Genomic DNA, 18,798 nt, shown 5'->3' with positions numbered 1-18,798 from the left:
CGGTTCTCCCACCGGTGGCGGACGTCGTGCAGTACGGCGTCCGCCACCGGCGCGTCTCTGGCAGACTCAGCGCCGTGAAGCACCCCCGGTCCCGCGCAGCCCTCGCCTGCGCGGCGCTGGTCGGGGCCGTGCTCACCGGGTGCACCAGTGAGCCGGAGCCGGTCTACCAGGACGCGGCGCCTCCGGCGCCCGTGGCGACGGGGTACGACCCCTCGCTGGAGCCCTCGGCCGCCGCGTTGACCCTGGTGCCCACGAGCGCCACGTCGCTCACGGTCACCGACTTCGACCAGGCTCCGCCTGGTCCTGGGCTACGGCTCCCTGACCGGCGCCAGCCCGGCCGCCGAGCGGGCCGCCTTCTGGCGCAAGGCACCCACCACGGCCACGCTCTCGCTCGGTCTGCTGCGGCCCGACGACGCGCGCCTGCGTGCCGACTTCGGGATCGGCCAGGACGACGTGGCCTGGGAGGCGACGTACGACGGCGGCTGGATCCTGGTCTTCCACGAGACCGTCCCGATGGCGTCGGTGCAGCGCGCGGTCAAGGCAGGCGTCGGCCGCCTCCGGGGGGCGGTCGTCGACACCGCGCGCCACCTGGTCACCTCGGCCGCTCCGCCCGACGTCGCCCAGTCCTGGGGGGCGCAGGCGAACCTGCTGGCCCTGGTCGGTCGCGAGGCCGTCTCGACGTACGTCGACCGGTCCTGCCTGTCCTTCGACAGCGTCTTCGGCCAGGGCATGCAGGCCCAGGCTGGCCGATGCTCCGGCGGCCGCCCTGCGCGCGCTCGACGAGCCTGGACGCCTACTCCGTGGCGCTCGGCACCGAGTCTCGCCACCGTCCAGGCTCGGGCCGACCCGCAACGACGCCTTCGACCGGGTCCGGCTGGCCGAGGTGATGCCGCCGACCCGGCCGGACTTCGCCCTCGCGATGAGCCGCGGGGTGGCGGACCCGGCCAGCGGACGGCTCGGCTACACGTTGAGCAACCCCGCCGCCGCGGCCGAGCTCACCCGGACCCGGCAGACTGCCGTTCGCGGTCTGCCGCAACGGCGGCTGAGGCTCAGCCGCGCAGCGCGTCGAGCCTGTGCCTTGTCGTGGGCGCAGAAGACGGTGACCTGGTCACCGTTCGCCCGGGCCAGGCTCCTGCAGCCGCTCCAGGTTGCGCACCCGGGCCTTGTTGTCGACCGCCATCACCCGCTGGAAGGCGCTCAGCGCGGGCGGGCGACTCGCCGGCTCGCGGACCTGGTCGCCGTGGAAGAAGGCGTCGCCGGCGTGCAGCAGCCAGCGGCCGTCGTCCTTGCGGACCGCGACGCCGGAGTGCCCGCGGGTGTGCCCGGGCAGCGGCACGATGACGACGTCGTCGGCGAGCGCCGTGACGGAGGCGAACCCGAACCAGTCGTCACCGCCCTCGACGTGGGTCTCCCAGCGCGGCCCGTGCGCCCACTGGGCGGGGAGGTAACGCTGCTTCTCGGCCAGCGAGGGGTGCTGGGCGGCCTCGGTTCCGGTGGCGTGCACGTGCACCCGCGCGTGCGGGAAGTCGCCGATCCCGCCGGCGTGGTCGAGGTCGAGGTGGGTCAGCACGATGTCGGTCACCGCCGCCGGGTCGTGGCCGAGCGCACGGACCTGGGCGAGCGCGGTCTCCCCGGGGTCGAGGGCCGGGCGGACCGCCGCGAGGAACGGTCGGCCGAGCCGGTGCTTGTCGGCCAGGTCCGCCGTGCCGAACCCGGTGTCGACGAGGGTCAGCCCGTCGGGCCGCTCGAGCAGGAGCACGTGGGCGACCATCCGCGGTGCCAGCGGCGGCCGCATCGTCGCGCAGTTGAGGTGAGAGATCCGCACGGCCCGATCCTGGCGTCCCACCGCGACCGGTGACTACCTCCCGCGGGAGGATTTGTCCCGCGGTGTGGTCACCGGGACAGGTCGTGCAGGCGCTGGACGGTCGGCGAGGTGGGGACCGTGCTCGGGTCCGGCGCGGTGCCGAAGAGCCGGTCCGCCGTACCGGCCGTGGTGACGGTGAACCAGTAGTGCTCGCTCTTGTAGTGGTGCAGCCGGTGGTTGCGCCAGACCTTGCGGTACCACGCCGACCTCGGCCGGTAGTCGCTGTGCAGCAGGTAGTGGGTCCACTCGTAGCCGGACTTGATGGTGTAGATCGCCACCAGCAGCGTGAACATCGACGTCCAGGTGGGCATGACCAGCCAGGCCAGCCCGGTCCAGGCGGGCGCGAGCCACGGCCTGGGCCTGCCAGGGGATGAAGACGAGCGGGATCGCGCGCGGGTCGGCGTGGTGGAGGCGGTGCTTGCGGGCGAGCAGCGGGTCGAGGGTCAGCGGACCGACGCGGCGCGGCTTCCAGTGCAGGATGAACACGTGGACCAACCACTCCACGACCGGCAGCACCGCGACCAGGCCGACGGGCACGAGCAGACTCCCACCACGAGCCGGGCCCGGCCAGCACGCGGCCGGTGATCGCGGCGCCGAGGGCGGTGCCGAGCAGGTAGGGGCTCGGGTGCCGCCAGAACGCGGCGAGGACCTCGCCCATCCCCTGGTTCGTACGACGCCCGGCGGCCTTGTCGCCGACGTACTTGCCGTCGAGCCTTGCCGTCGATCCGGGCCTGGTCGGCTGCCACGCGACGCAGGGCGTGCGCCTCGCGCGGGCTCACGAGGCGTCCCCGATCGAGGCCAGTGCCGTGAGCAGCGCCTCGGCGGTGGGCGTCAGCACCCGGACCGCGGCCGCCCGCGCGGTGGCGGCGTCACCGGCCCGGACGGCGGCGGCGAGCAGCCGGTAGGGCTCGGCCTGGCCGACCTCCGCGGCGAGGACGGAGCCGAGCGCGGGCAGGGCCGGCTCGTAGGCGGTGCGCAGGCTGTTGAACATCAGCCGGTAGACGATCGACTCGGCGCCGTCGACGAGCAGGTCCCAGTAGTCGAGCGCGAGCTCCTGCCAGCGGATCGCCTCGGAGTCGCCGTCCATGGCGGCGACGACGTCGAGGAGCCTGGTGGGCGAGGCCCGGCCCGCCGCGTTGCGCGGCGAGCGCGGCGATGCCGGGACCCACCTCGGCCCGGACCTCGATGACGCTGCGGGCGATGGCGGTGTCGAGCCGTCCGCCGCGGACGAGCAGCCGCGGCAGCAGGTCCAGACCCGCGGACCTGCGGAAGTCGCGGACCGTGGTCGCACCGCCGTGGCGCACCTCGACCAGCCCGGTCTGCGCGATCCGTTGCAACGCCTCCCGGACGGCGGGCCGGGAGATGCCGAGCACCTCCGCCAACCGGCGCTCGCTGGGCAACGGCTCGCCGGCGGCGAGTCTCGCCGTCGAGGACGTCGTCGAGCACCTGGTCGAAGACCTGGTCGGCCACGGAGCGGCGGGTCACGGGTCGCAGAGCCATGTCGAGGACGGTAGTGCCGACTGCCCTGGTGGTCAAGTGGTCAGACCAGCGGGCAGGAGGGCGCTTTCCCGGGGGGACTGCACCGCCCGTACCCTGAGGAGGTGGTTCGGTGGTGGAGCGTGCGGCTGTGGGGCGTGCACCTCCTCGCGCTGGTCGGCGTGAGCTTCGCGGCCGGCATGGGGGTGTGGCAGTACGACGCCTGGCAGGACCGCCGCGCGGCCGAGCAGGTCGATCTCACCCATGCCGACCCGGTCCCGATCACCGACGTGCTCGGTCCCGACGACCCGTTCCCGACCGCCGGCCTGGGGCGCCCGGTCGAGGTCACCGGCACCTTCCTCACCGCGGGCACCGTGCTGGTCACCGGGCGCGAGGGCGCCGACGGTGCCGACGGGTCGTGGCTGGTCACCCCGCTGAGCGTCGGCGCGGCGGACCGCCCCGCCGTACCGGTCGTCCGCGGCTGGGTGCCGGCGGGCACCCGCATCGCCGACGTCCCGCCGCCGCCCACCGGCGAGGTGGACCTCCTCGGCTGGCTGCAGCCGACCGAGTCCGCCGAGGCCGGCGACGACGACCCCTCCGACGGGACGATCGCCCACCTGCGGGTGGCCGACCTGGTGCAGACTCGTCGACGGCCAGGACCTGTACGGCGCCTACGTGGTGGCCGAGCGGACCGCGCCCAGCGACGCGGCGGCCGGCGTGGTCGCCGCGAGCCTGGACCAGGCTTTCCCCCGGCGAGCCGCTTCACCGGCCTGCGCAACATCCTCTACGCGATCGAGTGGTGGGTCTTCGCCGCCTTCGCGGTCTTCCTGTGGTGGCGCCACGTGCGCGACGTCACGACCGAGCGGCCGGCCGAGGAGGCCGCCGACGAGACCGAGCCGGACGACGCCGTACCCTCGAAGCCGTGACCAAGGCTCTTCACCGCCTACCGCGTGCTCGCACTCGTGGTGGGTGTCCTGCTCGTCGTCGGGACCCTCGGCTCGCTGTGCAAGTACCTGCTCACGGACGGCTCCGCGCTCCAGCAGACTCGGCGACGACCTGACGCCCATCTGGCTGGTGCACGGCTGGATCTACATGGTCTACGTCGTGGTGGCGTTCGTGCTCAGCCAGAAGGCTGCGCTGGAGCATCCCCCAGGCCTGGGCCTGGTGCTCGTCGCCGGCCTGATCCCCGGCCTGATCTTCTGGGTCGAGCACCGGGTGGTCGTCCGGGTGCGCCAGGACCACCCGGACTCGCGCGGACCTGACTCAGGGACGCGGCTCGGCGGACTGCCACTGCTGCTCGCCACCGGCCTGCAGCCGCTTGGCGACGGCGGCCACGGCCGCGCCGACCAGGCCGACCAGGACGAGCCTCTTCAGGGTCTTCATCGCGTTCTCCTCGGTGTCGTCGGACGGGACCTGAGGTCCAGCATGGTCCCCTGCGCAAGCCCTCGTAGGATCGTGGCGTTGCCGGCTCACCCCGGACCGGTACGACGACATCGCTCACGAGACGAGGAAATCCATGGCAGACCAGCAGGCCGTCCTGAAGACGAACAAGGGCGACATCACGGTCAACCTGTTCCCGAACCACGCACCGCTGACGGTCAAGAGCCTTCGTCGGCCTGGCCACCGGCAACCCGGTCGAGGTCACCCCCGACGGCCCGTTCACCGCCGACCGCCGCGGCGGTACGACGGGCGAGGGCCCGTTCTACGACGGCCTCACCTTCCACCGGATCATCCCCGGCTTCATGATCCAGGGCGGCTGCCCCGACGGCACCGGCACCGGTGGCCCGGGCTACCAGTTCAAGGACGAGCCGCACCCGGAGCTCACCTTCGACAAGCCCTACCTGCTCGCCATGGCGAACGCCGGCCCGGGCACCAACGGCTCGCAGTTCTTCATCACCGTCGGCGCGACCACCTGGCTGAACTTCAAGCACACCATCTTCGGTGAGGTGGCCGACCAGGCCGGGCGCGACGTGGTCGACGCCATCGCCGCCGTCCCGACCGGCCGCAACGACAAGCCGGTCGACCCGGTCGTCATCGAGTCGGTCGAGATCAAGGGCTGACCTCGAGGACGACGAGGCGATGACCAACCCTCCGGTCGGGGTGCCGACCTGCTACCGGCACCCCGACCGGGAGACCTGGATCCGCTGCCAGCGCTGCGACAAGCCGATCTGCCCGGACTGCATGCGCGACGCCTCGGTGGGCTTCCAGTGCCCGTCGTGCGTCAACGAGGGCAGGAAGTCGGTGCGTCAGCCGACAGCGGCCTACGGCGGGCGGCCCTCCCGCAACCCGGCGCTGACCTCGATCGTGCTGATCGTCGTCAACGCGGCGGTCTGGCTCGCGATCACGCTCACCGGCGGCCTCACCAGCCGGCTCGGTGACCTGCTGGCGCTGCGGGCGCGGGGCGTGTGCTTCGACGGCGACGCGGCGATCCTGACCTCGAAGGCCGCCTGCGACGCGGGTGCCTCCGCGACCTGGGTCCCCGGCGTGCACGACGGCGCCTACTGGGAGTCTGGTCACCAGCATGTTCACCCACGTGCAGCCGCTGCACCGGCGTTCAACATGCTGGCTCTGTGGTTCCTCGGCGCCCAGGCTGGAGCAGGTGCTCGGGCGGGCCCGCTTCCTCGCGGTCTACTTCGTCTCCGGCCTGGCGGGCTCGGTGTCGGTCTACTGGCTGGCGGGCGAGTTCAGCGCGACGGTCGGCGCCTCGGGGGCGATCTTCGGCCTGATGGGCGCGCTGGTCGTGCTGGCCCTCAAGGTCGGTGCGCGGCCGCAGGAGCCTGCTGCTGTGGATCGGCATCAACGTGGTGCTCACCTTCACCCTGCCGAACGTCTCCTGGCAGGGCCACTTCGGCGGCCTGGTCGGGGGTGCGGTGGTGGCCGCGCTGCTGGCCTACGCACCGCGGGAGCGCCGCGGCGCGGTGCAGGCGGGCGGCCTGATCGCGATCGGTGCCCTGCTGGTCGTGGCGACCCTGCTCCGCAGTGCCGCCCTCGCCTGATTTCCCCAGGCTTTTCCACCGTTGTGGACGAATGACACCCATGTAGTTCTCCCCAGGCTGGGGAGAACCTTGTGGAAAACGAACGGCGCCGGTGACCCGAAGGTCACCGGCGCCGCGTCGTACGGACGGGGAGGACTACTCCCAGCGGGTGGCGAAGGTGAAGCCGACCGCCATGAAGGCGATGCCGACGAACAGGTTCTTCTGCCCCAGGTCGGTGAAGACCGCGATGTAGTCGGGGTCCTTGCCGGTCAGGAAGATGTAGAAGATGCAGATCCACAGCAGCCCGATCAGGAAGCAGCCGAGCATCCCGACCACGACGCCCCGGCCGCGACCGAGCGGGGTGCTCGGGTGCGCCGAGACCGCGAGGCCGAGGAAGAGCAGCACGAAGCCGATCAGGTAGTTCTTGCCCTCGAGATCGGCGAGGAACGACGGGCCGCCCGGCTGGACCGGCTTGCCCTGGTCGTTGAGCGCGCCGAAGCCGCCCTCGGGCCGGATCCCGAAGTAGTAGTAGAGGATCCACCCGATCCCGGCGACGATCAGCAGCAGCGCGATCGCGAAGCGGACGGTCAGCAACGGTCCGCGCTCAGGGGCGAACGGATCGTCGTCCTTCTTCTTCGACAGGCGGGGCAGGCTTCGCCACGTCTCGGCTCCTCGTGCATTTCGCCCAGCGGTGGGCTCGGGGTGGACACTGTCAGTATGACGGGTACGCACTCAGGCGCACCGCCGGGCCATCGCACCAGCAGGTCGCTGGCCTGGCGGGTCGGTACGCCGCTCGTCGCGCTCCTCAGTGGCAGCCTGCTCGCGGTGTCCGCCGCCAACAGCGACGGGACCGACCTCCGGCCCGGACGGTACACCGATCTGGCCGGTCTCGTGGAAGCCGAGGCGCAGGACTACCAGCGCGTCGAGGACCGGTTCAACGAGACTCACGGCCGAGGTGGACCGGTTGGGCGGCAACGTCAGCGACCGTGGGGTCGACAAGGTGCGCAAGCGCGCCGCCGCGCTGCGCGACCCCGCAGGCCTGACCCCGCGCGAGGGCCAGGGTGTGCGGATCACCATGGCGGACGCGCCGACCGACCTGGTCGAGGACGCCATCAAGCGCAACAAGGAGACCGACGACCCCGACCAGCGGCTCAACCTGAACCGCTTCGTCGTGCACCAGCAGGACATCCAGGCGGTCGTCAACGCGCTGTGGGACGGCGGCGCGAGCGCGGTGACCATCGCCGGCCAGCGGGTGATCTCCACGACCGGCATCAAGTGCCGCGGGCCCGTCGTCCAGACTCCAGGGCGTGCCCTACTCCCAGCCGTTCGTCATCGAGGCGGTCGGGGACCAGTCGTCGCTGCTCCACGCCATCGACGACGACTCGCTGGTCAGCGGCTACCGCACCGACTCCCTCAACCCGCTGATCGACATCGGCTGGTCGCTCGACGTCGAGGAGCGGATCAAGGCGCCGGCGTACGACGGCCTGCTGGACCTGCAGTACGCCCGTCCGCTGCGCCAGAAGTAGCCGCTAGCCGGCCGGGTTCTGCCCCGGCGGCGGGTCGAGCGGGTTCTTCGGGTCAGTGCCGGCGGCGACCTCCGGCCGTCGCTGATCCCGTCGCCGTCCGTGTCGGGGTTGTTCGGCAGGGTGCCGCGGGTGGCCTCGTCGGCGTCGGACAGCCCGTCGCCGTCGGTGTCGACCGGGCTCGGCGGGGGAGTCGGCTTGACGTAGATCGAGACGAAGATGACGACCTCGTCGCCCTGGTCGCGAGGCGTGCCCTTGGCCGGCACCTGGTCGGTGATCCGGCCCTTGGGCTGGCTGTCGTCGCTCGCGGCGGCATTGCGCACCACCGGGACGAAGCCGGCGTCGGTGATCATCTTCTCGGCCTGCGCACGGGTCTTGCCGACCACGTCCGGGACCTCGACCGGGCCCTTGGAGATGCACAGGCTGACGGCGTCGCCGGTGCCGATCGGCGTGGCCGCGGTCGGCGTCTGCTTCACGACGGTGCCCTTGGGCTCGTCGGAGGTGCACTCGGTCTCGGTGATGTCGGCGCGGGCGATGCCGGCCTTCTCCAGTGCGGCGATGGCGGGCGTGCGGCGCTGGCCGGTCACCGAGGGCATCGGGAAGTCGCAGCGGCCGCTGGAGACGGTGAGGTAGACCGTGGCGGTCGGGGCGACGTAGGCGTTGGCGGCCGGGTCCTGCTTGATGACCGTGTTGGCGTCGTAATCGTCGCTGCAGGCCACCGCGCTGTGGTCGCTCTCGAGCCCGGCCTCGCCGATCTCGCTGCGCGCGGTGTCGACGTCCTTGCCGACCACGCCCGGGACCGCGACATCGGTCGGCGAGTCGTCGAAGAGACTTCGGCCAGACCAGGTACGCCGTGCCGAACAGCGCCAGCAGGAGCACCGCCAGCAGCACCCACAGCCCGGCGCGGCCGCGGCGCTCGTCCTGCGGGGGCGGTACGGCGGCGCGCACCGCCGTCTCGGCCGGGGCCGGTCGCGGCACGGGGACCGGCACCGGCACCGGCACGGGACCGGTCGCCGGGTCGGCGACGACCGCCTGCACCGGTCGGCCGGCGAGGTAGCGCTCGATGTCGGCGCGCATCTGCGCGGCCGACTGGTAGCGGTCCTCGACCCGCTTCGCGAGCGACTTCATCACGATCGCGTCGACCTCGGGGGTGAGGTCGTGCTCGTGCCGCGACGGGGGCACGGCCGGCTCGCGCACGTGCTGGTAGGCCACCGCGACCGGGGAGTCGCCGACGAAGGGCGGACGGCCGGTGAGCAGGCTCGTAGAGCAGGCAACCGGCGGAGTAGACGTCGGAGCGGGAGTCGACGGTCTCGCCGCGGGCCTGCTCCGGGGAGAGGTACTGCGCGGTGCCGACGACGGCGGCGGTCTGGGTCATCGAGGACTGCGCGTCGCTCATCGCCCGGGCGATGCCGAAGTCCATCACCTTCACGTCGCCCGACGGGGTGAGCATGACGTTGCCGGGCTTGATGTCGCGGTGGATGATCCCGGCGCGGTGGCTGTAGTCGAGGGCCGAGAGCACGCCGCTGGTGATCTCCAGGGCCCGCTCGGGCAGGATCTTGCGGCCCTCGCGGAGGATGTCGCGCAGGGTGCGCCCGGCGACGTACTCCATCACGATGTAGGGCACGACCTCGTCGCTGCCGTCGGGCTGGCGGGTGTGCTCCTCGCCGGTGTCGTAGACCGAGACGATCGCGGGGTGGTTGAGCGAGGCCGACGACTGCGCCTCGCGGCGGAAGCGGGCCTGGAAGGTCGCGTCGCTGGCGAGGTCGGTGCGCAGCCGCTTGACCGCGACGACCCGGCCGAGCCGGGTGTCGGTGCCCTTGCGGACCTCGGCCATCCCGCCGCGGCCGAGGAGCCTCACCGAGACTCGTAGCGGCCGCCGACGACCGGGCCGTCGTTCGGTGGGGTGCTCATCCGGTCGCGCCTCCCGTGACGTCGGTGCCGAGGTCGGTCGGCAAGGTGGGCTGGGTGGCCGGCTCGGTGGGCGTGGTCGGCTCCGTCGGGGTGGTCGGCTCGGTGGGCTCGGTCTGCTCCACGGGGCCCCAGTAGTAGATGACGACCGAGTCGCCCTTGTTGAGCGTCCCGGAGCGGGAGAACTCCGCGACCGAGTCCTCCGGGCACCGGCCGTCGTTGGCCTGGTCGTAGCGCTGCGTGGAGACCTGCAGGCCGAGGTCCCTCAGGTCGCTGCGCGCGTCGCGGTAGTTGGCGGTGCACACGTAGTCGTCGGCGTTGAAGTCGACCGAGGAGTCCTCGGTGGTCGGCTCGCTGCTCGGGGTGGTCGCCTCGCTCGTCGGCGCCGAGGTGGTGTCCTCGACCGTGGGCTGCTCGCCGTCCTTGCCGCCCAGCAGCAGTGCAGCCACCACGACGGCGGCGATCACGAGGAGCAGGACCGCGATCACGACCGGCCAGGGCGACTTGCGCCGCTCCTCGGGTGTCTCCTCCCCGGCGTACGCGGCCGGGGTGTCCAGACGCTGCATCGGCGTCGCCGGTCCGGGAACCGGCACCGGGACCGGCGGCAGCACCTGGGTCGCGCCCTCGGCGGGCGTCGGCGGCGGGACCGCGGCGGCGGCGCTGGAGGGGTTGCGCATCGCGGCGGCGAAGGCGGCACCGTCGGCGTACCGCTCGGCGGGGTCCTTGGCCAGGGCGCGGGTGACCACGGCGGCCAGCGGCGCGGGCACGCTCGCGGGCAGTGCCGGCACCGGCTCCTGCAGATGGGCGAGCGCGGTGGCGACGGGCGTCTCGGCCTCGAACGGCCGGCGCCCGGTGAGGCACTCGAAGGCGACGACGCCGAGGGAGTAGACGTCGGAGGCGGGCGTCGAGGGGTTGCCGCGGGCCTGCTCCGGGCTGAGGTACTGCGGGGTGCCCATCACCGAGCCGGTGCGGGTCAGCGCGACCGCGTCAGCGGCACGGGCGATGCCGAAGTCGGTGATCTTCACGGTCCGGTCGGAGGTCACCAGGATGTTCGCGGGCTTCACGTCGCGGTGCACGATGCCGGCGGCGTGCGCGACGCCGAGTGCCTCGCCCGCCCGGGCGATGAGGTCCTGCACGACCGCGGCGTCGAGGGTGCGGCCGTTGGACCGGGCGGTCGCGAGCAGCGAGGAGAGCGGCTGGCCGTCCACCAGGCTCCATGACCAGGTACGGCGGCAGGGCGCCCGTCTCGTCGGCGCCGTAGTCGTAGACGCCGGCGATCCCCGGGTGGTGCAGGGCGGCGGCGCTGCGGGCCTCGCCCTCGAAGCGGGTGCGGAACATCGGGTCGTCGGCGAACTCCGCCTTCAGCACCTTGACCGCCACCGGCCGGCTCAGCCGGGTGTCGGTGCCGCGCCAGACCACGCCCATGCCGCCCGTGGCGATCACGGAGTCCAGGTGGTAGCGACCGGCCCGGTCGGCGTACTGGCTCTGCTCGGTCACTTGTTCAACACCGCTTCCATCACTGCCTTGGCGATCGGTCCGCCGAGTCGGCCGCCGGCGATCTCCTTGCCGGGTGCCTCCTGGATCATCACCGCGACCGCGACCTGAGCGTCCTTGGCCGGCGCGAACGAGGTGAACCAGCCGTAGGGCGGCTTGCCCTCGACCCCGCGCTGGGCGGTGCCGGTCTTGCCGGCGACGCTGACGCCGGGGATCGCGGCGGGTGAGGCCGTGCCGTTGTCGACGGTGGAGACGAGCAGGTCGGTGAGCCTGCGCGGCGGTCTGCGGGGAGATCGCGTCACGCAGGCTTCTCGGGCTCGGTGGTCTCCAGGACGTCGAAGCTCGCGGTCTGGATCTGGTCGACGAGGTAGGGACGCATCAGCGCGCCGCGGTTGGCGATCGCGGAGACGACCATCGCCATCTGCAACGGCGTGGCCTGCACCGAGAACTGGCCGAAGCCCGAGCGGGCCGTCTCCGCGTCGTTGAGTCTCGCGCGGGTCCTGGACCTTGCCGTCGATGGTGTCGACGACGTCCTCGGGGAACACCGAGCGGGCCTGCGGGCCGAGGTCGAGCAGGTAGTCGCTGTTGAAGCCGAAGGCCTCGGCCGTCTCCCGCAGACTTCTCCGGGCCGACCTTGACCGCCATCTTGGCGAAGGCGGTGTTGCAGGAGTTCTCCATGGCGGCGGCGAAGGAGATCTCCGCCGGGCTGCAGCCGGCGCGGCCCTCGTTGTCGATGAGGTTCTGCTCGCCGCGGGTGCCGGGTGCCTGCCAGGTGGAGCCGGCCGGGACCTTGTCGTCCTGCTTGTAGTCGCCGTTCTCGATCGCCGCGGCGGCCGTGACGATCTTGAACGTCGAGCCCGGGAACAGCCGGGTCTGGATCGCCCGGTTGAGCAGCGGCTGGTGCTTGTTCGCCTCCAGCCGGGCGTAGGCACTCTCCCGCGTCTCGCGGTCGTGGGAGGCCAGCCTGGTTCGGGTCGTACGACGGGAAGGAGACCATCGCCAGGATCCGCCCGGTCTTCGGCTGGATCGCGACCACGGCGCCCTCGCCGTCGGGCCCGACCGTGTCGCGCAGCGCCTGGTACGCCGCGCGCTGCGCCTTCGGGTCGAGGGTCAGCGAGACGTTGCCGCCCTGGTTGGTGTCGCCCTTGAGCAGGTCGACCAGCCGGTTGACGAACAGGCGTGGGTCCTCGCCGGAGAGCACCTTGTTCTGGCTGCGCTCGATCCCGGTCTGGCTGCCGAGCCTGGAGGTAGCCGGTCACCGGCGCGTAGAGCCTGCTTCTGCGGGTAGACCCGCAGGTACTTGTAGCGGTCGTCGATCGGCTTGCTCTGCGCGATCGGCGTCTCGCCCACCTGGATCAACCCCCGCTCGCGGCTGAACGCCGCGGCCGCGACCCGGGCGTTGCGCGGGTCGGTGTTGAGCTTGTCGGCGTGCCAGAACTGCAGGTAGGTCACGTTCGCCATCAGGGCGAGGAAGAGGAACATGCAGAAGATCGAGACGGCGCGGATCGGCTTGTTCATCGGACCGATGACCTCCTTCCACCGTTCGCAGCGAGCGGCGCATCCGCGGGATGCCTCGCAAGGCGCCGCTGCGACGGCATACCGGGTCGTACGTCGAGCGGCGGCAACGCAGCGAGGCGCCCGCGGGGCGTCGCGCAGCCGGACGTGTGGGAGGAGGTCATCGGTCGACCACCTTCACGATCTGTGTTGCCTGCTCGTCGGCGTCCTCGGTCTCGGTCAGGTCGGGCAGCGGTCGCCGCGCCTGGTCGGAGATCCGCAGCAGGATCGCGATGATCACCCAGTTCGCGACCAGCGAGGAGCCGCCGTAGGACAGGAAGGGTGTGGTCAGGCCGGTCAGCGGGATGAGCCGGGTGACGCCGCCGATGACCACGAAGATCTGCAGCGCGAAGACCGCGGCCAGACCGGTCGCGACCAGGCCTTGCCGAAGCCGTCACGCGAGATCAGCGCCGCGCGCAGGGCGCGCTCGACGACGAGGCCGTAGAGCAGCAGGACGGCCATCACCGCGGTCAGGCCGAGGCTCCTCTCCGATGGCGGCGAGGATGAAGTCCGACTCGGCGTAGGGCACCTTCTCGGGCATGCCCTCGCCGAGGCCGCGCCCGATCAGGCCGCCCCAGGCGAAGCCGTAGAGCGCCTGCACCAGGCTGGTAGCCGTTGCCGTCGGCGTCGGCGAAGGGGTGCAGCCAGATGTCGACCCGGGACTGCACGTGACTGAAGATCCGGATCGCGGTCGCCGCGCCGCCGAAGAAGAGCAGGCCGCCCACCACCAGCCAGCCGGGGCGCTCGGTGGCGACGTACAGCATGACGAGGAAGAGGCCGAAGAAGAGCAGGCTGGAGCCGAGGTCGCGCTGCAGCACCAGGATGCCGAGGCTGACCACCCACATCATCAGGATCGGGCCGAGGTCGCGCCCGCGGGGCAGGTCGATGAAGACCACCCGGCGCCCGGCGAGCGCCAGCGCGTCGCGGTGCACGACCAGGTAGCCGGCGAAGGTGATGACCAGCAGCACCTTGGCGACCTCGCCGGGCTGGAAGGCTGAACGGCCCGAGCGCGATCCAGATCCGGGCGCCGTTGATGGTGCGCCCGATCCCCGGGAGCATCGGCAGGATGAGCAGCACGATGGCCGCCAGGCCCGAGGTGTAGGTGAACCGGGCGAGCAGCCGGTGGTCCGGCAGCACCACGAGCGTGATCACGAAGAGCACCACGCCGAGGGTCATCCAGGTCAGGCTGCTGGCTGGCCAGGCCGGTGTCCTTGGCCAGGTCGAGCCGGTGGATGATCGCCAGCCCCATGCCGTTGAGCGCGGCCACGACGGGCAGCAGCACCGGGTCGGCGTACGGCGCGACGAGGCGCACCGCGACGTGGGCCGCCACGACGAGCAGGGTCAGCCAGCCGCCGTAGGCGAACAGGTTGGCGGGGACCTCGCCGTCGACACCCAGCCCGACCGAGGCGTAGGCACCGATGCCCACGATCAGCGCGAGCACCAGGAGGAAGAGCTCCGCGCCCCGCCGGCGGCGGTGGACGAAGCCCATCAGGGCGGAGTTGGTGGCCATGTCAGCGGGTCACTCGATCGGGGAGAGGTCGCTGGTGCCGGACGACGGCGTCGGGTCGGGGACCGTGGTGTCGTCGTCGGAGCCTGGACTGCGCGGCCTGCCGGGCGAGCCTGCTGGACCTTGTCGCGCGCGGAGGCGTAGTCGTCGGCGGCGATGCCGTCCTCGACGCTGGAGCGCTGGGCGTCGCTGAGTCTTGTCGACGGCCACGTCGGAGACCTCGAAGACCGAGGAGAGGCCGGGGACCTCGACGCCGCGGTAGATCACGACCTTGCCGCTGTCCTCCCCCACGTAGTACTGCCGCTGGCTCCACCAGTACGCCGTGCCGAGGACGACCCACACCAGGCCGACCAGCACCGCCAGGGCCAGCAGGCGGCGCGGCCAGATGAACCGCGGCGGCGGCTGCGGCGCGTAGCGGATCGCCTCCGGGTCCAGCGGCGGGTCGGCGCGGATCGCGTGGTCGATGCCCGGCGGGATCTCGGCGGTGACCGGCTCGAGCTCGCCGGTGTCGCCGGAGCGGTGACCGCGGAAGAGCGCGCGCGGGCGGCGCTGGCGCAGGTCGGCCGCGGCGCCGACGATCATCGGCTCGGGCGGGACGGCGCCCGCGACGGCCTCGCCGACGTCGGCCACCACGCAGGTGACGTTGTCGGAGCCTGCCGGCGTCCAGGCTGGCCCGGACCATCTCGATCGCCGAGAACTCCGGGCTGCCGCCCGACAGGATCGCGGTGATCCGCGGGTTGTCGAGCACACCGCACGCGCCGTCGCTGCACAGGAAGAGCCGGTCGCCGGCGACCAGCTCGAGGGTGAACAGGTCCGGGTCGACGTCCTGGTGGCCGTCGAGCGCCTTGAGGATGAGGTTGCGGTGCGGGTGCACGCGCGCCTCCTCCTCGGTGATCCGGCCCTCGTCGATGAGGCTCTGCACGAACGTGTGGTCGCTGGTGAGCCTGGGAGAGCTCGCCCTCGCGCAGGAGGTAGGCCCGCGAGTCGCCGACATGACCCAGGCCGAGCCGGGAGCCGTCGAAGAGCGCGATCGTCGCGGTGGTGCTGGTGCCGTTGAGGGAGGCGTCCTGGTCCACCTGCGCGCCGATCGCCACGTGCGCGTCGTGGATCCCGTCGGCGACCCGGTCCAACAGGTCCGTCCCGGTCGGGCTCGCGTCGAGGCGGCGCAGGCTCGTTGACCGCCGTACCGGAGGCGATGTCGCCGCGGGCAGCACCGCCGACGCCGTCGCACACGGCGAGCAGCCACGGCCCGGCGTACCCGGAGTCCTGGTTGTCCTTGCGCACCCGGCCGACGTCGGAGACCGCGAAGTAGTCCAGCCGCAGCGTGGGCTTCTCTGCCCGCGGCGGCGGATCGACGGTGTCCTCCTCGAAGACCCGCGGCACCTCAGCCGTGGGGTCGGGGACGGGACGCTCCGGGCTCACCGGATCCGTGGGGTCGGGCATTACTTCCTCAGGCTCCACGATGGTCTTTCCGATCCGGATCTGCGAGCCGAGACCGATGGGCACGGGCTGGGTCAGCCGCTGGCTGCCGAGGTAGGTGCCGTTCGTCGAGCCGAGGTCCTCGACGTACCACTGCCCGCCCGAGGACACGATCCGCGCGTGGCGGGTGGAGACGTAGTCGTCGTCGAGCCGGATCGCCGCGTCGTTGCCGCGGCCGATCAGCACCGGCGCCTGCGCCAGGTCGGCGGTGATGCCGGTGTTGACACCCTGGACGACCGCCACGTGGGTGGGCTGGCCCCGCCGCGGGGCCGGCGGCGGCTTGGGCTGGCGCGGCTGCTTGCCCGGCGCCGCGGGCGTCGGCACCCGCGCACCGAACATGTCGGAGCGGATCACCGAGATCGCCGACAGCACGAAGATCCACAGGATCGCGAGGTACGCGATGCGCACCAGGAAGAGGGTCAGGCTCAGACATCGGGCGTCTCCTCGAGGAGCCGGAGGACAAGAGAGGTGTGGCCCACCTGGACCCGCGAGCCGTCGCGCAGGGTCGCTCGCGCGACCTTCTGCCCGTCGACCCGGATGCCGTTGGTGGAGCCCATGTCGTGGACCTCGACGTGCACCGGACCGGCGCCGGGCGTCGTCGTACCGGTCGGTGTGGTGATGAGGAACTCCGCGTGCCGCCGGCTCACGCCGGGGTCGTTGATCCGGATGTCGGTCTCGCTGCCGCGACCGACCACCAGGCCCGGCGGCTGCAGCGGGTGCTGGGTGCCGTTGACCTCGATCACCGCCCGCGTGCGCTGGTTGCCGCGCCGCGCGTGCCCGGTCACCGCCGCCTCCGCCTGGCTGCGCACGCGGAACCGCCCGGTCCCCAGGTCGTCGGCGGGCTCGAACGCGATCCGCACCGGGCCCGGGAAGACGTAGGACTGCAGGCTCCGCGTGCTCGGTCAGCCTGCTCGGTGAGTCTCGCTCTCCAACGCCGAGTCGTACGGCGTGAGCCGCTCCAGGTCGCCCCCCGACAGGCTCCACCACGAAGCCTGTTCGGCACCAGCCGCCGCTGCCGCGAGAGCACCTGCGCCTTGTTGTCGAGTCTCGCGCTGCAGAGCCGCGGCGATCTCCACCGGCTGCACGGCGCTGCGGAAGGTGCGGGCGAAGACCCCGGAGATCGCCTGCTCCAGTCGCTGCTCGAAGCGCTGCAGTCCACCCATGCCTCTGCCCTCCTCTCCGCGGTCCGGTGCATGCTGGCCGAAAGGTCCAGCCGGCCAAGGTCACTCGATCGTATCGGTGGCGGCCCCAGCCGCCCGGAACCTCACCCCCGTCGCGGGTCAGTGCCCCCGGTTTTGGGTGCCGAGGTCGGACTGGGATAGCCTTGCGGGGCTTCACGCGCGAGTGGCGGAATAGGCAGACGCGCACGGTTCAGGTCCGTGTGTCCGAAAGGACGTGGGGGTTCAACTCCCCCCTCGCGCACGTGAACGAAGGGCCCCGGTCGATGACCGGGGCCCTTTGTCGTCTTGGGAGCCTTCGTGAGCGCGCGTGGGGGCATGCGGATCGACGCTCTCCCTGATGCCCGGAAATTCCTCTTTGAGATGTCCTTGACCGACAAGCCAGGTCAGATACGCTCGCGCAACGGCGCACGCCGGTGCGTCCGTTCCACATGGGTTCCCGGCGCGCTGCCCTGGCCCGGGTAGAGAGGAGCCGAGCATGGTCTCGCTGGGTCCGACACACGATCCCATCCTGCGACGTGCCGTCGAGGAGGTGCTGCGCCGGCACCGCCAGGTCGCACGGGTGAAGCGTCCCAGCACGCGGGTCCTGCGCGAGGCGAAGCGCCTCGAGGCCGTGACGCGGCTCGAGGTGGCGGCCTATCCCTACGCACGGCAGATCCACGCCTTGATCTCGGGAGAGGAGAGGCCGGAGCTCGACGACTGGTGCGACGCCGTGCTCGCCATGCGCGGGCGGATGGCGTTCAAGTCCGACGTCAAGCGGCTGGAGTGGCTGCGGTGGACGTCCGTCCCGTTGCCGAGCCTCGACGAGATCGAGGAGCTCGCCGTCGTGGCCTGTGTCGCTCACCACCCCGTCACGCCGGTCCCGCGGCAGCCGGACAGGGTGAGCGTGCCGGCCCCCCGCCCGGGGAAGAAGCGGAACGGCCGCTCGCGAAGCGCTCGTAGCCAGCGCCGTCGCGCAGGCGAGCGTCGGCTCCGAGCAGCGCTGGCTGCTCTCGAGATCGGCAGCATGGCGGTGCTGAACCCGGGGTCGGACGAACTGGACGTCCTGACGACCGGGTCGATCGACCGGGACTGAGTCGATGCCTCCGGGACCGGACGACGAGCCTGACCGCTCGGTACGCCAGACCCTGCTCCGCGGGTGGAGGATCGCGACGGTCCTCACCGGGATCGCGTGCCTGGTGGCCGCGGGCTTCGTCCTCGTCAAGGGCGACGAGGGACCGTTGAGCGAGTGCACGACGAGCACCACGAGGAAGCTTCCCGCGGAGCAACCCGCGCCGAGCACGGGTGCGCCGCCGATCGCGCGCCCCGCGCCGTCGGTGGAGGATCGCGCCTTGGTCGTCACCGAGGAGGTGACCAAGTGCGAGCCGACGACTCTGACGGGAGGCCTCGCGTTGCTCCTCGGCCTCGCCGCCGTCGCGCTCATCCTTCCCGCGTGGGTCAGGGCGATGCCGGACGGGGACCTCGAGACGCCGTGGGTCAAGGCTCAGCAAGGGTTCCCTAGTCTCGAAGGAGGAGGCACGGGAGAAGGCTCATGACGCGTTCACCCAGGCCAGAGTGCTGGCATCGGTGAACGACGCGATGCTGGTCGCTGCCGTCGGCCTCCCCGAGGACCCGGCAGCAGAGGAGCCGGCAGCCGACGCTCCCCCGGAGGATGCAACGACCGGAGGCACCCGGCCGCCGAGCGGCTGAAGGCGCTCCTAGGACGCCATCCGTGACGGGTCGCGGGTGGCGAGGAACTCGATCCGCTCCTTGAACGTGCGCAGCGCGATCTCGGCGGCCTGGGCGGCCTCGGCCGACTCGGCCTCGTCCCCGCTGTCGGGCCGCTGCATGTCGAGTCTCG

At 72.2% G+C, this 18,798-nt stretch carries 23 protein-coding genes, 1 tRNA gene and 7 pseudogenes; 11 read left to right on the top strand and 20 right to left on the bottom strand.

Annotation, left to right across the window (positions count from 1 at the left end; genetic code table 11):
* The first annotated feature begins 74 nt into the window (after positions 1-74).
* Positions 75-887: a hypothetical protein gene (locus tag G5V59_RS21705; protein WP_278257842.1), complete on the top strand. Its 813-nt coding sequence runs from the start codon at positions 75-77 to the stop codon at positions 885-887.
* 221 nt (positions 888-1,108) lie between these two features.
* Here the strand turns inward: G5V59_RS21705 and G5V59_RS21700 are convergent, their stop codons facing one another.
* Genes G5V59_RS21700 through G5V59_RS21685 form a run of 4 tightly spaced genes read right to left on the bottom strand, consistent with a single transcriptional unit; the run spans position 1,109 to position 2,951 of the window.
* Positions 1,109-1,825: an MBL fold metallo-hydrolase gene (locus G5V59_RS21700; protein ID WP_278257841.1), complete on the bottom strand. Its 717-nt coding sequence runs from the start codon at positions 1,823-1,825 to the stop codon at positions 1,109-1,111.
* Between the two features lie 33 nt (positions 1,826-1,858).
* Positions 1,859-2,380, bottom strand: coding sequence for a hypothetical protein (locus tag G5V59_RS21695; protein WP_278257840.1), 522 nt, complete (start codon positions 2,378-2,380; stop codon positions 1,859-1,861).
* On the bottom strand, positions 2,308-2,610 hold the full coding sequence (locus tag G5V59_RS21690) for a hypothetical protein (protein WP_278257839.1): 303 nt from the start codon (positions 2,608-2,610) through the stop codon (positions 2,308-2,310). The genes G5V59_RS21695 and G5V59_RS21690 overlap by 73 nt, the downstream gene beginning before the upstream one ends.
* A 29-nt stretch (positions 2,611-2,639) precedes the next feature.
* Positions 2,640-2,951 (bottom strand): FCD domain-containing protein, encoded by a 312-nt coding sequence (locus G5V59_RS21685; protein WP_278257838.1) that lies wholly within the window; start codon positions 2,949-2,951, stop codon positions 2,640-2,642.
* Here G5V59_RS21685 and G5V59_RS21680 point away from each other — a divergent pair.
* The 5 genes and pseudogenes from G5V59_RS21680 (at position 2,950) to G5V59_RS21660 (ending at position 6,277) form a co-directional block, all read left to right on the top strand.
* Positions 2,950-3,378 carry a hypothetical protein gene (locus G5V59_RS21680; RefSeq protein ID WP_278257837.1) on the top strand — a complete coding sequence of 143 codons (429 nt, stop codon included), beginning with the start codon at positions 2,950-2,952 and terminating at the stop codon, positions 3,376-3,378. The two genes, G5V59_RS21685 and G5V59_RS21680, sit on opposite strands and share 2 nt — an antisense overlap.
* An 87-nt stretch (positions 3,379-3,465) precedes the next feature.
* Positions 3,466-4,266: an SURF1 family protein gene (locus tag G5V59_RS21675; RefSeq protein WP_278257836.1), complete on the top strand. Its 801-nt coding sequence runs from the start codon at positions 3,466-3,468 to the stop codon at positions 4,264-4,266.
* A gap of 166 nt (positions 4,267-4,432) precedes the next feature.
* Positions 4,433-4,498: pseudogene (locus G5V59_RS21670) on the top strand (hypothetical protein); the annotation flags it as partial.
* A 358-nt stretch (positions 4,499-4,856) separates the two neighbouring features.
* Positions 4,857-5,400 (top strand): annotated as a pseudogene (locus G5V59_RS21665) (peptidylprolyl isomerase).
* A 19-nt stretch (positions 5,401-5,419) separates the two neighbouring features.
* The gene (locus tag G5V59_RS21660; protein WP_278257835.1) at positions 5,420-6,277 is read left to right on the top strand and encodes a hypothetical protein; all 858 of its coding nucleotides are present in this window, start codon (positions 5,420-5,422) and stop codon (positions 6,275-6,277) included.
* 194 nt (positions 6,278-6,471) lie between these two features.
* On the opposite strand, the gene G5V59_RS21655 is transcribed toward G5V59_RS21660, so the two are convergent.
* Positions 6,472-6,909, bottom strand: a complete 438-nt coding sequence (locus G5V59_RS21655) for a cell division protein CrgA (RefSeq protein WP_278257834.1) — start codon at positions 6,907-6,909, stop codon at positions 6,472-6,474.
* Between the two features lie 138 nt (positions 6,910-7,047).
* Complete coding sequence (locus G5V59_RS21650; RefSeq protein ID WP_278257833.1) at positions 7,048-7,263, bottom strand: hypothetical protein; 216 nt, start codon at positions 7,261-7,263, stop codon at positions 7,048-7,050.
* Between the two features lie 127 nt (positions 7,264-7,390).
* Between G5V59_RS21650 and G5V59_RS21645 the strand changes: the two are divergent.
* Positions 7,391-7,570 (top strand): annotated as a pseudogene (locus G5V59_RS21645) (DUF881 domain-containing protein); the annotation flags it as partial.
* Between the two features lie 52 nt (positions 7,571-7,622).
* A pseudogene (locus G5V59_RS37365) lies at positions 7,623-7,763 on the top strand (hypothetical protein); the annotation flags it as partial.
* Here G5V59_RS37365 and G5V59_RS37360 read toward each other — a convergent pair.
* From G5V59_RS37360 to G5V59_RS21575, 13 genes and pseudogenes are all read right to left on the bottom strand, one after another.
* Positions 7,712-8,629, bottom strand: coding sequence for a PASTA domain-containing protein (locus G5V59_RS37360; protein ID WP_341351000.1), 918 nt, complete (start codon positions 8,627-8,629; stop codon positions 7,712-7,714). The pseudogene G5V59_RS37365 and the gene G5V59_RS37360 sit on opposite strands and share 52 nt — an antisense overlap.
* A 467-nt stretch (positions 8,630-9,096) precedes the next feature.
* Positions 9,097-9,749, bottom strand: a pseudogene (locus G5V59_RS37355) (protein kinase); the annotation flags it as partial.
* Positions 9,746-10,882, bottom strand: a complete 1,137-nt coding sequence (locus tag G5V59_RS21625; RefSeq protein ID WP_278257831.1) for a serine/threonine-protein kinase — start codon at positions 10,880-10,882, stop codon at positions 9,746-9,748. The pseudogene G5V59_RS37355 and the gene G5V59_RS21625, both read right to left, overlap by 4 nt.
* A 357-nt stretch (positions 10,883-11,239) precedes the next feature.
* A complete protein-coding gene (locus G5V59_RS21620) occupies positions 11,240-11,542 on the bottom strand; it encodes a penicillin-binding transpeptidase domain-containing protein (protein ID WP_278257830.1) in 303 nt (100 codons plus the stop codon).
* On the bottom strand, positions 11,539-11,682 hold the full coding sequence (locus tag G5V59_RS21615; RefSeq protein ID WP_278259985.1) for a penicillin-binding transpeptidase domain-containing protein: 144 nt from the start codon (positions 11,680-11,682) through the stop codon (positions 11,539-11,541). The genes G5V59_RS21620 and G5V59_RS21615 overlap by 4 nt, the downstream gene beginning before the upstream one ends.
* Positions 11,619-12,107, bottom strand: a complete 489-nt coding sequence (locus G5V59_RS21610) for a penicillin-binding transpeptidase domain-containing protein (protein ID WP_341351279.1) — start codon at positions 12,105-12,107, stop codon at positions 11,619-11,621. The genes G5V59_RS21615 and G5V59_RS21610 overlap by 64 nt, the downstream gene beginning before the upstream one ends.
* 243 nt (positions 12,108-12,350) lie before the next feature.
* Complete coding sequence (locus tag G5V59_RS21605; protein ID WP_278257829.1) at positions 12,351-12,758, bottom strand: hypothetical protein; 408 nt, start codon at positions 12,756-12,758, stop codon at positions 12,351-12,353.
* Positions 12,759-12,915: 157 nt separating this feature from the next.
* Positions 12,916-13,368: pseudogene (locus tag G5V59_RS21600) on the bottom strand (FtsW/RodA/SpoVE family cell cycle protein); the annotation flags it as partial.
* Complete coding sequence (locus tag G5V59_RS21595) at positions 13,265-13,762, bottom strand: FtsW/RodA/SpoVE family cell cycle protein (protein ID WP_278257828.1); 498 nt, start codon at positions 13,760-13,762, stop codon at positions 13,265-13,267. The gene G5V59_RS21595 and the pseudogene G5V59_RS21600, both read right to left, overlap by 104 nt.
* An 88-nt stretch (positions 13,763-13,850) precedes the next feature.
* A pseudogene (locus G5V59_RS21590) lies at positions 13,851-13,970 on the bottom strand (hypothetical protein); the annotation flags it as partial.
* 343 nt (positions 13,971-14,313) lie between these two features.
* Entirely contained in the window at positions 14,314-16,188 is a 1,875-nt protein-coding gene (locus tag G5V59_RS37350; protein ID WP_341350999.1) for an FHA domain-containing protein, read from the bottom strand.
* A gap of 17 nt (positions 16,189-16,205) precedes the next feature.
* A complete protein-coding gene (locus G5V59_RS21580) occupies positions 16,206-16,640 on the bottom strand; it encodes an FHA domain-containing protein (RefSeq protein ID WP_278259983.1) in 435 nt (144 codons plus the stop codon).
* A 42-nt stretch (positions 16,641-16,682) separates the two neighbouring features.
* Positions 16,683-16,943 (bottom strand): FhaA domain-containing protein, encoded by a 261-nt coding sequence (locus G5V59_RS21575; RefSeq protein ID WP_278257827.1) that lies wholly within the window; start codon positions 16,941-16,943, stop codon positions 16,683-16,685.
* A gap of 175 nt (positions 16,944-17,118) precedes the next feature.
* Here G5V59_RS21575 and G5V59_RS21570 point away from each other — a divergent pair.
* The 3 genes from G5V59_RS21570 (at position 17,119) to G5V59_RS21560 (ending at position 18,493) form a co-directional block, all read left to right on the top strand.
* Positions 17,119-17,202: transfer RNA gene (locus G5V59_RS21570), tRNA-Leu, on the top strand.
* A 288-nt stretch (positions 17,203-17,490) separates the two neighbouring features.
* A complete protein-coding gene (locus G5V59_RS21565) occupies positions 17,491-18,033 on the top strand; it encodes a hypothetical protein (protein ID WP_278257826.1) in 543 nt (180 codons plus the stop codon).
* Between the two features lie 103 nt (positions 18,034-18,136).
* Positions 18,137-18,493 carry a hypothetical protein gene (locus G5V59_RS21560; RefSeq protein ID WP_278257825.1) on the top strand — a complete coding sequence of 119 codons (357 nt, stop codon included), beginning with the start codon at positions 18,137-18,139 and terminating at the stop codon, positions 18,491-18,493.
* Between the two features lie 162 nt (positions 18,494-18,655).
* On the opposite strand, the gene G5V59_RS21555 is transcribed toward G5V59_RS21560, so the two are convergent.
* Entirely contained in the window at positions 18,656-18,787 is a 132-nt protein-coding gene (locus G5V59_RS21555) for a hypothetical protein (RefSeq protein WP_278257824.1), read from the bottom strand.
* Between the last annotated feature and the right edge of the window lie 11 nt (positions 18,788-18,798).

The sequence above is a fragment of the Nocardioides convexus genome, assembly GCF_011090295.1.
Note: the sequence above shows the minus strand (reverse complement) of the source record. Positions and strands in the feature narration are given on the sequence as shown.

Excerpts from the sequence above, each read along its gene's own strand:
- G5V59_RS21680 (WP_278257837.1), top strand. The coding sequence starts at position 2,950 with ATGGCGGCGACGACGTCGAGGAGCCTGGTGGGCGAGGCCCGGCCCGCC.
- G5V59_RS21685 (WP_278257838.1), bottom strand. The coding sequence starts at position 2,951 with ATGGACGGCGACTCCGAGGCGATCCGCTGGCAGGAGCTCGCGCTCGAC.
- G5V59_RS21660 (WP_278257835.1), top strand. The coding sequence starts at position 5,420 with ATGACCAACCCTCCGGTCGGGGTGCCGACCTGCTACCGGCACCCCGAC.
- G5V59_RS21605 (WP_278257829.1), bottom strand. The coding sequence starts at position 12,758 with ATGAACAAGCCGATCCGCGCCGTCTCGATCTTCTGCATGTTCCTCTTC.
- G5V59_RS21575 (WP_278257827.1), bottom strand. The coding sequence starts at position 16,943 with ATGGGTGGACTGCAGCGCTTCGAGCAGCGACTGGAGCAGGCGATCTCC.
- G5V59_RS21555 (WP_278257824.1), bottom strand. The coding sequence starts at position 18,787 with ATGCAGCGGCCCGACAGCGGGGACGAGGCCGAGTCGGCCGAGGCCGCC.